The following is a 15,167-nucleotide window of genomic DNA, read 5'->3' on the forward strand; positions in this document are numbered from 1 at the left end:
TCTCCAACCGGCGTGGAAGGACGTATGCGCCGCTGCGCGCGCCTGGGCACGCAGCGGCGCGCCGTGTTCAGAACGCGTACTTGATCGTCAGCAACGAGGTGCTGCCTGCATCGACGATGTCGGAGATCGCCAGGTTGCGCCGGCCCACATGTGCCCAGTAGCTGTATTCCCTGGTCAGGTTGGAGATCGACAGATCCACGCTGACGCCACTGTCGAAGTGATAGCCGGTGTGCAGGTCCACGCGCCGGGTGGGGCGCGCCCACAGGTCGTTCCAGGGCGCGCCTTCATGCAGGAGGTCGTAGCCCAGCAGGTACGAACTGCTGAAGTGGTAGCTGAGGTTCAACGAGAAGCCACCGTGCTCATAGAACAGTTCCAGGTTGGCCATTGCCGAGGGGGCGGACTGCATGTGCTCGTTGTCGAAGCCCTTCATGCCCAGGTCGGCACGCGCGTGTTGCCGCGTGGCGTTGGCGCTGATGCCCAGCCCATCGAAGGGCGCCGGCAGGTCCTGGAACTTCTGCCGCGCGCTGACTTCCACCCCGTAGACCGTGCCATCGCCGCCGTTGGCCGGCAGGTGGTACAGCACCGTGCCGTTGCCGGTGGTGGTGCCGTTGGCCTGCGACGGGCCGGCGTCGTAGATGTAGTTGCGCAGCTGCTTGTAGAAGCCAGCCAGCGAAAAGAAGCCACCGTGCTGCGTGGACCATTCGCCGGACAGATCCAGGTGGGTGGCCTGGATCGGTTTCAGATCCGGGTTGCCCTGGGTGATGGTGGTGACGCCGTTGGAGACACTGATCTGGCTGCCACCGCCCAGTTGCACCAGCGCCGGGCGCGTGTAGCTGGTCCAGATCGACGCGCGGTATGCGGTCCGCAGATCCGGCCGCCAGGTCAGCAATACGCTGGGCAACGGCATGTTGTAGGACGTGTGGTTGTGATCGAAGTACCCCACGGTCTGGTTGCCATCTGCATCTACCGGGCTCACCCAGAAGGTGTTGTCGATACCGGTGTGCTCCAAGCGCATGCCCGGCACGATATCCAGATTTCCGACGGTGAAGGTGGCGGCGGCATAGGCTGCACTCACCGCCTCGGTGCCGCGCATGGTGTTGCAGTTGTAGTTGTTGATGTAGAACGCACTGCCGCAGGTATCCAGATCGTCGTCGGTGAGGTGCTGGGCAATGACGCCGGCCACTGCGGCATTGCTCACCCGCGGGGTGGCCCAGTGGTACTTGCCAGGAAAGATCGCCGCGTAGGTGCCACTGAAGATTCCCAGCTCTCCCAGCGTGGTGGTGCCGTCCACGCCACCGGTAAACCAGTCGCGATTGGTGAACTGGCGCTGGCTCCTGGTGTACTTCACGCCGAACTGGAGCGAGCGTAATGCGCCATCTTCGAAGTCGTAGCGGGTATCGAAGCGCCCGCCGCCACGGGTTTGCCCGGAGAAGATCCTGGTCTGCTGGCCATAGCTGGTGGCGTACAACGACGGAATGTTGTTGACCTGCGCCAGCAGCGCAGGCGTGAGTTGCGGGTAGGGGAATGCGCCACGGCCGTAACGCACCAGCGTATTGCCCGAGTAGGCGAAGTTGTTCTGCGAAAACTTGTCTTCGCGCCCGTCGATCTCGATATGGTCCGGCCTGTCGTTATCGCCGAAGCTGTAGAACACGTTGGGCATGAAGGTCCAGCCGCCCAGGGTCTTGCGCGCGCCAATCTGGAAGGTAGCCAGGTCGGCGATTTCCGGATTGGTCTCGTACCAGAAGCGTGCGGCGATGCGTCCGATGTCTGGGGTGAATATGCCGGGCGTAGCGGTTGGCACGTACCGCACATCCTGCGGCAGCAACTGCACGAAGGTGGTGCCCTGTTCGGTCCTGGCATAGGCGTAGGTCATGCGCGCATACAACGATAGGCTGTCGTCCACGTGCCAGTCGAAGGAGGCATTGCCACCGTAGCGACGTTCCCAGCCGGCGGCGATACCCACGTTCATGCCGGTGCTGGTGAGATTGTGCTGCGGGTCGAAACCCGCCGCGTTGCGGCCGTCGGCGTCGGTGTTCAGAAACTCCCACGAGCCGTCGTTGAGGGCGCTGACGGCCGCGGCAGCTTCGCTGTTGGTCGTGGTGCGGTAGTCGTAGTAGGCACTGGCATAGATGCCGAACTGCTGCGCATCGCCGAACTTGTGCTGGAACTCGCCGCCGAAACCGCCACCCAGACCATCGCCGCCATAGTCGCGCGCACGGCTTTCCACCCGTACGCTGCCGGTGATGCTGCCGCTGGTGGTGGCCTTGAAGTCGTAGGCGGTAGGAGTGCGGAAATCCAGCGTGCCACCGATTGCATCACCTTCCATATCGGCGGTGGAGGTCTTGTTGGCGACGATGGTCTGCAGCCCGGTGGGCGGCAGCAGGCTCAATTGCACGCTGCGGCTGTACGGCATGCCTTGCGCCACGGTGACGCCGTCGATCATGTTGACGTTGTATTCGGACGGCAGCCCGCGCACCGACGCGAACATGCCTTCGCCGCGCGCTGCGCCGTCGATGCCGCCCAGGTAGCCCGAGCCGGTCGTGGTGATATTGATGCCGGCGATCAGGCCCAGCGCTTCGGCCACGTTGTGCACGGCGGTGCGTTGCAGATCGTTGGTCGACAGCACATCCACGGTATTGACGGCGTTGAGCTTCAGGTCGCTGGCGTCGTAGCGATTGCGGACCACGCTGACGGCCTTCAGTTGCTTGACCTCGTCCAGCGCGATCGCCACCGAGGCGGTGCCGTGCTCGTCGACCTGCACGCTGGTGTCGGTGGCGCTGAAGCCGGGGTAGTCGAGATCGAGCGCGTACTGTCCTGCGGGCACGTTGCCGATGACGAAATGACCTTGCGCGTCGGTCACTGCGCGATACGACGTGCCGCTGATGCGGACCGTGGCATTGGCAGCGGGTCTGCCGCTGCTGCGCTCGGTCAGGTGCCCCTCCACAGTGCCGGCCACCGCGCCGGCCGTGGCGGCCAGGCCGGTGATGCTCAGGATCGCCACGATCAATTGTTTACGGGCCAAACGCTTACGCTGGTGCACATGCCACCTCGCCAGATGCTGGGCAACGTTGCCGATGGCAACGCCCTCCGATGCCTTGCTCTTGAGGCAGACGGTCTACACGGGGAGATGCGCACACGGCGTTGCACGGCGCCGCAGGTCTGCGTGCGCAGCGTGCATCAACCAGAGCATGTCACCGGAGCGTCTGCCAGCTGGTACAGCGATGCAGACCTCAGCGGCGGGGCGGGGAATATCCGGCGATGCACTTGGAACGCGAGCGCATGGCGCTCAACTTGTAGTGCTTGGTCATGACAACGGCACCGCAGCGGCAGCCGCGCGGACGGCGAACAGGCAGCGCAACGCACAGGCGGCAGCAGGCGAGCGATGGTTGCTGTAACGATGCGGCATCCACCCATCTCCCGGTACGTGTGCGATGTGGAGCGTCCTGGCGATCAGCACGAAAAACGCGCGGCGATCGCCCTGTGCAACGTGTGAGTGACGGTCATACCGTCGCCTCTGGCAGCAGTAGCACCCATTGGCGCGAACCACCGACCGCCGCCAGAGATAGACCCGCTTCAAGGCACTGTCAAGCAGGTGTGAAGTGTGTGCGGAAATCTTCGCTTTGCCTGCGGATCGAGGTCGATTATCTGTGTCCTCCTGCGATTTGCGGTGCATCGCAACATGCCGGCATCGCAGGACAGGCGTCGGCCATCAGCACCGACGCCTGTTGTCGTTTTGCTGCGGCGTGGCTTACTTCGGCAGCGGCGAACGTCCCTGGATCGTCAGCGCTGCTGCTGCACCGGGTGCGCCGGTACCGGGCTGCCCGCCACCGACGAACACCTGGTAGGCGCCGGCTTCCACCGCGCGCTGGCCGCTGCGATCCACATCGCTCAAGGCGCGTGCATCCAGTTGGAAGGTGAGCTCACGCTGCTCGCCGGGCTTGAGATGCACGCGCTGGAATCCGACCAGGCTGCGCAACGGCGACTGCGGGCGGTCCGGGTATTGCAGATACACCTGCGCCACTTCATCGCCGGCACGGGTGCCGGTATTGCGCACGGTGGTGGTCACCTGCAGCGTGCTGCCGGCCTGCAACGTGCTGGTGGACAGGCGTGGCGCCGCATACGCGAAGCTGGTGTAGCTCAAGCCATAGCCGAACGGGAACAGCGGCTCGCCCTTGAAGTAACGGTACGTGCGGCCCTTCATGTCGTAGCTGACGTAGGGCGGCAGGTCCTTGGTGGAGCGGTAGAACGTGACCGGCAGGCGACCGCCGGGATTGTCGTCGCCAGCCAGGGCGCGTGCGATGGCGGTGCCACCGGATTGGCCCGGGTACCACGCCGCCATGATCGCATCGGCGTGCTGCTTGGCCCAGTTCAACGCCACCGCGCTGCCACTCATCAACACCACCACCAGTGGTTTGCCGGAAGCCTTGGCACGTTCCAACAAGGCCTGCTGCGCAGCGGGCAAGGAGATGTCGTTGCGGTCGCCGCCGTCGAAGCCGGGCACGTCGATGCGCAGCTCCTCGCCTTCCACATCCGGCGACAGTCCGACAAAGGCCACGATGGCATCGGCCTGCGCCACCACCTGCTCGGCCTCGGCCAGTTGCGCGGCGGCCGGTGCCAGCCATTCCAGGCGCACGCCCTGGTCCTGTCCACGGTGTTCCATTTCCAGGCGTATCTTGCGCGGGCGCGTATCGTCGAAGTGCAGCACGGTTTCCACGCTGCGGCCGTCGGCGTTGTGCATGCCGGCCGGCACATGCTTGTCTTCGGCGTTGCCGGCAACGACGAGTTTGTCGTCGATGTACAGCCGCACCGGATCGTGCCCGGCGCAATCGAAGCAGCGCGCCACGCGCACCGCCAGGGTGTAGTCGCCGGCGCCCGGCGGCAGCAGTTCACCGCTCCAGCGCACCGCGTAGCGATCGGCCGGCACGCCCTTGGCCGGGCTGACCTGATCCCAGTTGAAACTCACCACGCGGTCCTGGCGCACCACGGCCGGCGCTCCATCCAGATCGACATTGGCGAAATATTCGCCACGCAGGCCCGGCTTGCCGTCGCTGCGCAACGCGGTCTCCGGAATCATGCCCGGCACGCCGGCGGCCAGCGGTGCACCCTGTGCGTAATGGATCTGCTGCGCACCGAAGCGCTCGCGCAGGCCCTGCAGCGGGGTCACCGGCTGCGCGGAGGTGCCCTGGTAGTTGGCTTCCAGCGCGGCCAGTGCATCGGCATTGGGTCCGAGAACCGCCAGCCGCGTGCCCGCCTGCAACGGCAGCGTGGCGTTGGCGTTCTTCAGCAGCACGATCGATTCGGCAGCGGCCTGCAGGGCCAAGGCACGGTTGGTGCGGTTGTCGATGTCCTTGGCGCCCAGCCGAGCGTACGGGTCCTTGCGTGGGGCTTCCAGCTCGCCCAGGCGGTAGCGGGCGGAAAACAGGCGCACCAGCGCTTGATCGAGCAGGGCTTCGTCCACTTCGCCGCGTTCGATGGCGGTACCCAGCCCGCGATAGGCGTGGCCGCAATTGAGGTCGTGGCCGGCCTTGAGCGCGGCGGCCGAGGAGCCGGCATTGTCGGGGCGGAAGTAATGGAACTGGGTCATGTCGTCCACCGCGTCGCAGTCGGACACCACGAAGCCCTTGAAGCCCCAGTCGCCGCGCACGCGGCCATTGAGCAACCAGTCGGCGGCGCACGCCGGGGTGCCGTGCAGCGAGTTGTAGGCACACATCACCGAGCCAGCCTGGCCCTGCACCAGCGCAGCACGGAAGGCGGGCGTATAGGTCGCTTCCACGTCACGCGGCGACACATCTACGTCGAAGCCATGCCGGCCCGGTTCGGGGCCGCTGTGCACGGCGATGTGCTTGGGCGTGGCGATGGTGCGCGGGTGGCTCAGGTCCTCGCCCTGCAGGCCGCGAATGAAGCCCACCGCGAGCTGCCCGGTGAGGAAGGGGTCTTCGCCATAGGTTTCCATGCCGCGGCCCCAGCGCGGGTCGCGAAAGATGTTGATGTTGGGCGACCAGATGGTCAGCCCGGCGTAGCGCTTGTGATCCTTGCCGGGGCCGCCAGCCTGGTTGAACTTGGCGCGCGCCTCGGTGGAAACCACCGTGCCCACCTGCTGCATCAGCTGCGTATTCCAGCTGGCGGCCAGGCCAATGGCCTGCGGAAATACCGTGGCGTAGCCATTGCGGGCGATCCCGTGCAGGCCTTCGCTCCACCATTCGTAGGCGGGAATGCCCAAATGCGTGATCGCCGGCGCATCGTTCATCGCCTGGGCGACTTTTTCCTCGCGGCTCATCTGCGCCACCAGCGCGGCGGCGCGCTGTTCGGGCGTGCCGCTGCGGTCGGCGGGCGCGGCGAGGGCGACACAGGGCAGGCCGAGGCTCAGGCCCAGTGCCATGGCAAGACGCGAGACAAACATGGAAGACATCGATTCACTCCTGCGCAGCGGTGGAGTCCGCCGCGCGTTGTTCTGGTGTTGCCGCAGGGGGTGCGGCGAAGTGGGGGGCGGCGCGGTGGTGACAGGCGTGCCATTGGGTGTGATGGTTGCTGGGAGTGCGGTGTGCCCTCATCCGCCCCTGCGGGGCACCTTCTCCCGCCAGCGGGAGAAGGATGCGAAGCCACACCGGACATCACTTCCTTCTCCCGCCCGGCGGGACCGGACGTTACTTCCTTCTCCCGCCTTGCGGGAGAAGGTGCCCGAAGGGCGGATGAGGGCCGCCCTGCCGCTCATTTCGCGGCCGCTGCCTCCGGCGGCTCTGGCGGAGCGCCGGCCAGCGTCGCTGCCAAATCGCGCACCTGCAACGCGGCCTGCACCTGCGCCATCGGCAGCTTGCTGGTGACGTGCAGCGTGAGCGGCTCACCCGGCAGCAGGTCGAAGGCGTTGTCGGCCACGCTCACCTCCAGGTCGCCGAACGACAACCACACCTCGCGCGCCAGCGTGTTGCTGGTCAGGGTCAGCGCGTAGCCATCGCCATCGGCGCGCCACTGGCTGTCGATCTTCGCGGCCGGCAGCGCCAGTTGCTTGGCCGGCGCAAAGAACATCACTTCACGCGATAGCAGCGTGTCGCCCTCCAGCAACTCGAAGACGGCGTAGCTGCGCTTGGGGTCGGCCTTGCCCAGCAATTGCGCATCGCTGAAATCGCCTACCCGCAGGCTGCTCAGCGGCTTGATCGTGGCTTTTTGCTCGCGCTTGCTCAGCAGCTTGCCGTCCATGCCCATCACCCGCATGCGCCAGCGCGCATTCAAGGCAGTGGTGCGATCGGAGACCAGCGAGACCTGGGTCTGGCCCTTGTCGTTACGCAGCGCGGCGATCATCTCCGGCGCGTAGAAGCGGCGCGCGTGATACTGCAGCGCCTTCCAGCGTCCGTAGTAATCCACGCTGGACCACGACGCGCCTGGCCACACGTCGTTGAGCTGCCAATACAGCGAGCCCATCGACTGTGGACGCGACGCACGCAGGTGCGAGGCGGCCAGGTTGATGCCTTCGGCCTGCATCAGCTGGCTCAGGTAGACGAAGCTTTCGAAATCCTTGGGCTCGCCGAACTCGCGGCGGATGTACAGCATCAGCCGCTTGTTGCCATTGCCCTTGTCGAACTTCTGGTGCGCACGCATCACCGGCGATTCCGGGTCCATGTCGGCCGCATCGGCGAACACGCGGACGGTGCGCATGTCCGGGAACGACTGCAGGCCGTATTCGGACATGAAGCGCGGGGTGACGTTGAGGTATTCGGTGACCGGCAGGGCAGGGCCGCCCCATACCTTCCAGTAATGCATGTCGCCGTCGTTGGCCTGGTCGGCGGCACCATCGAAATTGGTGCCCGGCGAGGTGGCCCAGTACGGCACGTCCCTGTCGTAGGTGGCCACCACTTCGCGGAACACGGTGCCGAACAAGGTGGTCATGCCGCGCTCGACGCGGCTGCGTTCTTCCGGGTCCAGCGACTGCTTGAACTTGACCCGGTCGCCCCAGTTTTCCCAGCCGGTCTGCACTTCGTTGTTGCCACACCACAGCACCACGCTGGGGTGGTCGCGCAGGCGCTTGACCTGTTCGATCGCTTCCTGCCGGGTGTTCTCGCGGAATTCCACGTCATACGGCGGCACCGCGCCGCCGAACATGAAGTCCTGCCAGATCATGATGCCCAGTTCGTCGGCCACCTCGTAGAAATGGTCGTCCTGGTAATGCCCGCCACCCCACGTGCGCAGCATGTTCATGTTGGCATCGCGCGCGTCCTGCAAGGTGCTGCGCATGCGCGCGGCACTGACGCGCGAGGGGAAGGCGTCCAGCGGAATCAGGTTGGCGCCCTTGGCGAAGATGGGGATGCCGTTGATGACGATCTCCATGCTCTTGCCCCATTGATCTTTCTCGCGGCGCAGTTCGACTGAACGCAAGCCGGTGACGCGCTTGATCTGCTGGCTGTCGCCAGCGGCATCGCGCACGCTGGCGACGAAGGTGTAGCGGTCCTGCGCGCCGTAGCCGGCCGGAAACCAGCGTTTGGGCTTGGCAATGCGTACCGGCAGATCGATGCGGTTCTGGCCGGGGTCGACCACCGCCTCCTGGGTGAACTGGCCCACCTGCTGGCCATCCGGGCCCAGCACCTCCAGCGTCACCTGCACCGGGCCGCTGCGGCCGGCCTGCAGTTCCAGCTGCGCCTGCAACTGGGCGCTATCGGCATCCACGCGCTGCTGGGCGATGTGCAGGCCGTCCACGCGCACCGCATCCCAGGCCTCCACGCGCACGTCCTTCCAGATGCCGGCATTGACCATGCGCGGGCCCCAGTCCCAACCATAGCTGTACGGCGCCTTGCGCACGTAGGTGGAACTGTGGCGGCCATCGGGCTCGTCGCCGAATGCCGAATCATAGGCGCCGGGCAATGCATACGGCTGCTTGGCCAGCCACGGCTGGATCTTCTTGATCGGCGAGAAGAACGTGATTTCCAGCCGGTTTTCGCCGCGCTTGAGCAGCGATTTGGCATCCACCCGCCACTGCCGGAACATGTTGTCGGCACTGAACAGCTTTTTGCCGTTGAGGGTGACCTCGGCCAGCGTGTCCAGGCCGTCGAACACCAGCTCCACATGGTCGCGCTTGAGCGTGGCGGCATCCACATTGAAGCGGGTCTGGTACTGCCAGTCGCTCAGGCCGGCCCACTGGATCTTGCCTTCGTTGTCGCGCAGGAATGGGTCGGGCACCACCTTGGCAGCGATCAGGTCGGTCTGCACCACGCCCGGCACCTGCGCCGGCATCCAGTCGGCGGCCTTGGGATAGGTCTTGGCCTGCGGCTGCCCCGGAACCAGGCGCACCTGCCAGCCGCTGTCCAGGCGCACGGCGCTGGGCGGCGCCGCCCAGGCCTGCGAGATCGCAAAGGCCAGGGCAAGCCCGAGCCGGGCCGGCGTGCGCATGGGGCGTGTGGAGGCAAAGCGGTGCGACAGGGGCATGGGTGACTCTCCTTGGATGGGTCAGCGCGTGGCGGCGGGGGGCGCCTGCGCGGTGGTTTCGATCAGTTGCACGGCGCCGATGGCATACAGCGGGCCGCGGATCGGTGCGGTGAAGCGCAGGCACAGATCATGGATGCCGGTACGTGCCGGCAGTGGAGTTTCCAGGGTGAACTGTTCGCCCAGCGTGTCGCTGTTGGGCAGCTGCACGCTGGCCAGCACGTCGCCGTCGCAGCCCTGGCGCACTTCCAGTTCGCCGCCACGCGTCCTGGCCGGGTATTGCACCACCTTGGATTGCTCGTGTGCCAGGCCGAAGTTGTTGGGCAGGCGTGCGGCCTCGATGCGGATGGCGCCAATGCCATCCAGGCGTGCCTGCGGATACAGCCGGCAGGCATGGAACAGATCGACGTTGTAGACCGGCGTCTCGGCGCCGGTCATCTCCGGCAGCAGCGGCAGGCGCAGGCCCAGCGCGCCCTGTTCGACGCAATGGCCCAGGCCTTGGGTGTCCACGCGCAGCAGCGAGGCACGGTCGAAGGTGCGGCTGCGCGTGGCGGCCAACGGCGTGCCATCGGCAGCGAAGGCGGTGGCCTTGACCGTGGTCGGCAGCGTGATCGGGAACGGCGCCTCATAGCGTGGCGAGGCCGGTGTGGGGGCGCTGCCGTCGGTGGTGTAGTGCAGTGTGCCCGCGCCGGTCTGGGTGCTGAGCGCTACCGTGGCCGGGGCGCCGGCCAGCACCGGGTTGGGACCGCTTTCCAGTGCGATATCGGCCGCAAACGCGCCATCGCTGTAGCCGATGCCCAATGCCTTGTAACGCTGCAGCTGTGCTGGCAGCCGCGCCAGGAAGTTCTTCCACTCGCGCGCGGCCGGTGGCGACCAGGTCATCTCCGCCACGGCGGACAGGCGTGGGAACAACGCGTGATCCACATGCCAGCGCGAGGGAATGTATTCGGACCACAGCGCGCCCTGCGCGCCGAGCACATGCCTGGCCTGGTCGGTGGTGAGATCGCTGGGGACAGGATCGAACGCATAGACCTTCGACAACGGCAACACCGTCAGGCGCCCGTTGGGCTCGTCGCTGCGCGTGGTCTGCAGATTATCCAGATACAGCCAGTCGCCCGGCGCAAGCACGACATCGTGGCCCTGCCTTGCCGCCGTTACCGCGCCTTCGACGCCGCGCCACGACATCACCGACGCGCTGGCCGGCACGCCGCCTTCGAGGATTTCATCCCAGCCGATCATGCGCCGGCCATGCTGGGTGAGGTAGGTCGCCAGCTGTTCGTTGAACCAGCCCTGCATCGCGTGTGCATCCTTGACCCCGAGCTTGCGCATCTGCGCGCGCACCGCCGGCGAGGCTTCCCATTGATCCTTCACCGCTTCATCGCCACCGATGTGGATGTAGGTTGAAGGAAACAGTGTCAGCACCTCATCCAGCACATGGGTGATGAAGCTCAGGCTGCGTTCGCTGGTGTTGAACAGATACGGGTTGACGCCCCAGTCCACGCCCACTGGCGTGCGCACGCCCGGTACGCCCACCTCTTCCGGATAGGCGGCAACGGCCGCCTGCGCATGGCCGGGCATGTCCAGCTCGGGCAACACGGTGATGTGCAGGCGCGCGGCATAGGCGACGATTTCGCTGATCTGCTGCTGGGTATAGAAACCGCCATAGCGTTCCGGCGTGCCATGCCGGCCTGCGCCCGGCGGGGTACGCCAGGCACCGACCTCGGTGAGCTTGGGATAGCGCTTGATTTCGATGCGCCAGCCCTGGTCGTCGGTGAGATGCCAGTGCAGCACGTTGAGCTTGTGCACGGCCATTGCGTCCAGCACATGCTTGACGGTGTCCACGTCGTGGAAATGGCGGGCCACATCCAGATGCTGGCCGCGCCAGCCAAAGCGTGGCCAGTCGCGGATGCTGACCCCTTGCACCGTCACCGCGCCCTGGCGCGCATCGGCTGTCATCAACTGCCAGGCGCTGACCGCGCCATACAACAGCCCGGCTCCGTCGCGCGCGGCGATGTGGATGCCCTGGGCGGTCACGTCCAGGCTGTAGCCCTCCTTCTGCGCCACCGGTGCCTGCGCGCTGCGCTGCAGGCGGATGCTGGCCGGCGAGGGCGTGGCCTCGGCGCGCACTTCCAGCGTCAGCCCGCGGGTGCGTTTGAGCAGGCTTGCCAGATAGTCGGCACTGCGCCGCGCATCGGCGTCGCCGGCCGGGATCGAAATCAGCGTGCCGGTGTCGATGGTGAAACGACCGGCCGCAGGCTTGGCCTCGACCGGTGCGGGGATCAGCGATAACGGCGCATTGGCCGCCGCTGCGGCTGCCGTAGCGCCTGCACTTGCCACCGCCGGTGCGGTGCCGGTTTCGCGTTTACCGCAGCCGGCCAGCATCAGCGCGGCCAGCGACAATCCGAGCAAGCGCGACGGCAGCTTGCCTTGCGACGGCATGCCCAATGACGGCATGCGCAACAAGCGCGTGTTTGATCGAGACGTGTTCGATAAGGGTGTGGCCGATGGCGACGTGTCCAGCCGCAGCACTCTCGACAATGGTGTGTGTGGAGCCCGGCTGGTGTTGACCATCATGCAATCACATCCCGATATGGCGGAGAGTGGAGCGCTGCGACAAGCCAGCGGCGCAGCGGGGTAGGGGAGGCGCATCGTGCAGTGCCATACGGCATCTGTGCCTGGCCGCTGCGACAACACGCCTGACGCACGTGGAGACGGTGACTGCAGCCACGAGGCAGTGTACGAGTGGCGCCCGATGATTTCGAGCGCATGCCGCCTGCCTTGCCGCATCGATGCACATGGTGACCTGCGCATGCACGCCACGCTGCACGGTAACAAAGTCACCCTGTTTCACGCAGGGACTGGCGCAGGCTTCAACGCGCTGCGCCAGTCGGGTGTGTGGGTCAGCGCTGCGCGACCGGCAATTCGTCCCACACCTTCGGGTCTTCTGCGCCCAGCACCCAGCAGCTGAAGCCTTCCAGGCCGTACTGCTTGGCCATGTCGTAGCGTGCCTTGAAGCTGCGCGCGTCCGGACGGAACACCCACTCGCGCATATCGTCGCGGTAGAAGTAGAACCACGACTCCTGCTCCACCGGATCCCACTGCACGGTGGCGTTCTGTTCGATCGCCAGCGGGAAGGATTCATCGGCATCGATATACGTCGCAGAAATATTCGACGCCTCGGTGCCGTCTTCCTTCACCGGGTTGCCGGTGTACCAGCGGTAGCCGTAGGTGGCGATGCCCAGCGACAGCTTTTCCTTCGGCACCTGGGTGATGGCGTAATCCAGGTGCTTCTTCATCCACACCATGCCGTCCACCGGGCCCGGCGTGGTCCAGCGGGTGTGCTGGTCGTAGGTCATGATGCTGACCAGATCCGCGGCCTGGCCCAGCGCCTTCAGGTCGTACGCGCCGCGCCAGTATTCCCACATCCACTTGGAGAACTGGCCGCCTTCGGCATGGCCCGGTGCATTGGGCACCACTGCCACCGACATCTTGAAGCCGGCCTTGTGCAGCGCATCGGCGGTCTGCTTGACCATCAATGTGTAGGCATCGCGATCGGTCCAGGCGATGTTCTCGAAATCGAACTGGAAGCCGTAGTACTTGTGCTGCTTGCCGTGGATCAGCAGCGATTCGATCATGCGCTTCTTGGCCGCTTCATCGTGCATCAGCTTATGGAAGCCGTCGCGGCCGGTGGTCATCGACAGGATCGGCATCACCCGCAGCTTCTTCTGCTTGGCGAGGTCGTACAGGTACATGTTGGGGGTGCCGTTGACCAGGCCGTTCTGATCCACGCCGTACCAGGTGGGCACCACCACGTCGATCTTGTCGACGTTGGCAATGAACGAGTTGGTCGATTTCTGCGTGTTCATCAGATAGAACAACGCGGTGGGGTTCTTGGCCAGGGCCGGGGCGCAGGTCAGTGCCAGCGCAAGCAACATCCAGGTCAATCGCTTACTCATTGAAGACAACATCCGTCAGGGAGTGGGGGAAGAAAGGTCGATGCGGAATACGTAGGCGCTCTCGCCAACCGGCTTGACCGGCAGGCGCAGGTGCAGGCCGTCGGTGCGTTGTTCGAACGGGATCCGCTTGCCGTTGGCCAGCAGGGTCACCGCGCGCACGCCATCAGCCGGTGTCAGCGAGCGGATCACCGCCTCGCCGCTGCTTGGCCAGCCGAGCTCGATCGCATACAGCGCGCCATCGCGCGTGGTGAAGCGGAAATCTTCCGCCGTGTACGGCTTGGTCTTGACGTCCTGGAAGGTGCCGCCCACCACTTCGGTGGGGCCTTCGCCATACACGCGCCACGGCGTGCTGTCGTAGATGGCGCCGCCGTTGGTCTTGAGCCACTTGCCGATCGCCAGCAGGATGCCGCGCTCGGTGTCGGGGATCGAGCCATCCGCACGCGGGCCGATGTTGAGCATCAGGTTGCCGTTCTTGGCCACCACGTCGGCCAGCATGTGGATGATGAAGGTGGGCGACTTGTAGGTGTCGTTTTCGATGTAGCCCCACGATGCGTTGCTCACCGACGTATCGGTTTGCCAGTGCGTGGGATGGATGCCGGTGAGCTGGCCGCGCTCGATATCCAGCGTGCCGGCGCCTTCCGGGAATGCGCCGAGCTTGTAGTTCACCACCACACCGCGGTCGGCGTCGGTACGCGCCGCGCCCTGGTTGTAGTAATACGCCAGCATCGTCGGCAGGCTGCGCCGGAAGGTGGGGTGGGCAATCCACCAATCGAAATAGATCAGGTCCGGCTGATAGGTATCGATCAACTCGGTGGTGCGTGCCAGCCAGTCGTCCAGCCAGGCCTGCGACACCGGGGTCCAGTCGTTGGCCACATCCGCATCGTCCTTGCCCGGCAGGCGCACCTGCGCCGGGCCGTACAGCGCCGCATAACGCGGGTCGTTGACGTCGGAGTCGAAGGCGCGCCCGCCATCGAAGAACCAGTTGTGCTCGGCGCGGTGCGAGGACAGGCCGAAGTGCAGGCCTTGTGCGCGGATGGCGGTGGACAGCTCGCCCAGCAGGTCGCGCTTGGGCCCCATCTTCATCGCGGTCCAGTCCGACAACTTGGAGTCGTATAGCGCAAATCCGTCGTGGTGTTCGGCCACCGGCACCACGTAACGCGCGCCAGACTCACGGAACAGCTTGGCCCAGCCCTTGGGGTCGAACTTGGGCGCGGTGAATTTGGGGATCAGATCCTTGTAACCGCTGGTCGCCTGCGGGCCGTAGGTCGCCACGTGATGGGCGAACTCCTTGGAGCCTTGCAGATACATGTTGCGCGAATACCACTCGCTGCCGAACGCCGGCACCGAGAACACGCCCCAATGGATGAAGATGCCGAACTTGGCGTTGTCGTACCAGGCTGGCGAGCGATACGCCTTCAAGGCGGCCCAGTCGGGACGGAACGGGCCCTTGCGTGCGCCGGCCTCTGCTTCGCGCACCAGGCGTTCGCGTTCGGGCGCGTAGGCGGCGGTGGCGTCGAGCCACTGCTGGTCGATTGCCTCCGGGCTGAGCGTGGTGGCGGTGGGCGCGGTGGGCGACTGCGCGGCACTGGCATGCAACGCCGGCAGCACAAGCAACAGACCGAGCGCGAGCGCTCGTGTCCTGGGTGCAGCTCCGGCGTGGCGGCGGGATGGAGCCGCAAACGCGCGGCTATCGGTCGTCATGGGAACTGCACTCCTGTTGAGCAAGACGCGCCGGCAATGCTGCAACCGCGCGTGGATGGCAAAAGCGGGCCTGGCCATGCTCCCTCGGGTGCGAAGGGGCGT

At 65.8% G+C, this 15,167-nt stretch carries 6 protein-coding genes; all 6 read right to left on the bottom strand.

Going from position 1 to position 15,167, the window contains the following annotated elements; translation table 11 throughout:
• Positions 1-67: 67 nt before the first annotated feature.
• Positions 68-2,956 carry a TonB-dependent receptor gene (locus XcuCFBP2542_RS07740; protein ID WP_249027629.1) on the bottom strand — a complete coding sequence of 963 codons (2,889 nt, stop codon included), beginning with the start codon at positions 2,954-2,956 and terminating at the stop codon, positions 68-70.
• Positions 2,957-3,748: 792 nt separating this feature from the next.
• Entirely contained in the window at positions 3,749-6,409 is a 2,661-nt protein-coding gene (locus tag XcuCFBP2542_RS07745) for a glycoside hydrolase family 3 C-terminal domain-containing protein (protein WP_104603027.1), read from the bottom strand.
• A 299-nt stretch (positions 6,410-6,708) separates the two neighbouring features.
• Positions 6,709-9,411 carry a beta-mannosidase gene (locus tag XcuCFBP2542_RS07750; protein ID WP_170066964.1) on the bottom strand — a complete coding sequence of 901 codons (2,703 nt, stop codon included), beginning with the start codon at positions 9,409-9,411 and terminating at the stop codon, positions 6,709-6,711.
• Between the two features lie 21 nt (positions 9,412-9,432).
• Positions 9,433-11,862: a family 20 glycosylhydrolase gene (locus tag XcuCFBP2542_RS07755; RefSeq protein ID WP_170066965.1), complete on the bottom strand. Its 2,430-nt coding sequence runs from the start codon at positions 11,860-11,862 to the stop codon at positions 9,433-9,435.
• A gap of 446 nt (positions 11,863-12,308) precedes the next feature.
• Positions 12,309-13,376 carry a glycosyl hydrolase family 18 protein gene (locus XcuCFBP2542_RS07765; RefSeq protein WP_167526922.1) on the bottom strand — a complete coding sequence of 356 codons (1,068 nt, stop codon included), beginning with the start codon at positions 13,374-13,376 and terminating at the stop codon, positions 12,309-12,311.
• Between the two features lie 3 nt (positions 13,377-13,379).
• Entirely contained in the window at positions 13,380-15,065 is a 1,686-nt protein-coding gene (locus XcuCFBP2542_RS07770) for an alpha-L-fucosidase (protein ID WP_104603031.1), read from the bottom strand.
• Positions 15,066-15,167: the final 102 nt, after the last annotated feature.

The sequence above is a fragment of the Xanthomonas cucurbitae genome, from assembly GCF_002939885.1.
In the GTDB taxonomy this organism is placed as follows: Bacteria; Pseudomonadota; Gammaproteobacteria; order Xanthomonadales; family Xanthomonadaceae; genus Xanthomonas; species Xanthomonas cucurbitae.

Excerpts from the sequence above, each read along its gene's own strand:
- XcuCFBP2542_RS07745 (WP_104603027.1), bottom strand. The coding sequence starts at position 6,409 with ATGTCTTCCATGTTTGTCTCGCGTCTTGCCATGGCACTGGGCCTGAGC.
- XcuCFBP2542_RS07750 (WP_170066964.1), bottom strand. The coding sequence starts at position 9,411 with ATGCCCCTGTCGCACCGCTTTGCCTCCACACGCCCCATGCGCACGCCG.
- XcuCFBP2542_RS07755 (WP_170066965.1), bottom strand. The coding sequence starts at position 11,862 with ATGCCGTCATTGGGCATGCCGTCGCAAGGCAAGCTGCCGTCGCGCTTG.
- XcuCFBP2542_RS07765 (WP_167526922.1), bottom strand. The coding sequence starts at position 13,376 with ATGTTGTCTTCAATGAGTAAGCGATTGACCTGGATGTTGCTTGCGCTG.
- XcuCFBP2542_RS07770 (WP_104603031.1), bottom strand. The coding sequence starts at position 15,065 with ATGACGACCGATAGCCGCGCGTTTGCGGCTCCATCCCGCCGCCACGCC.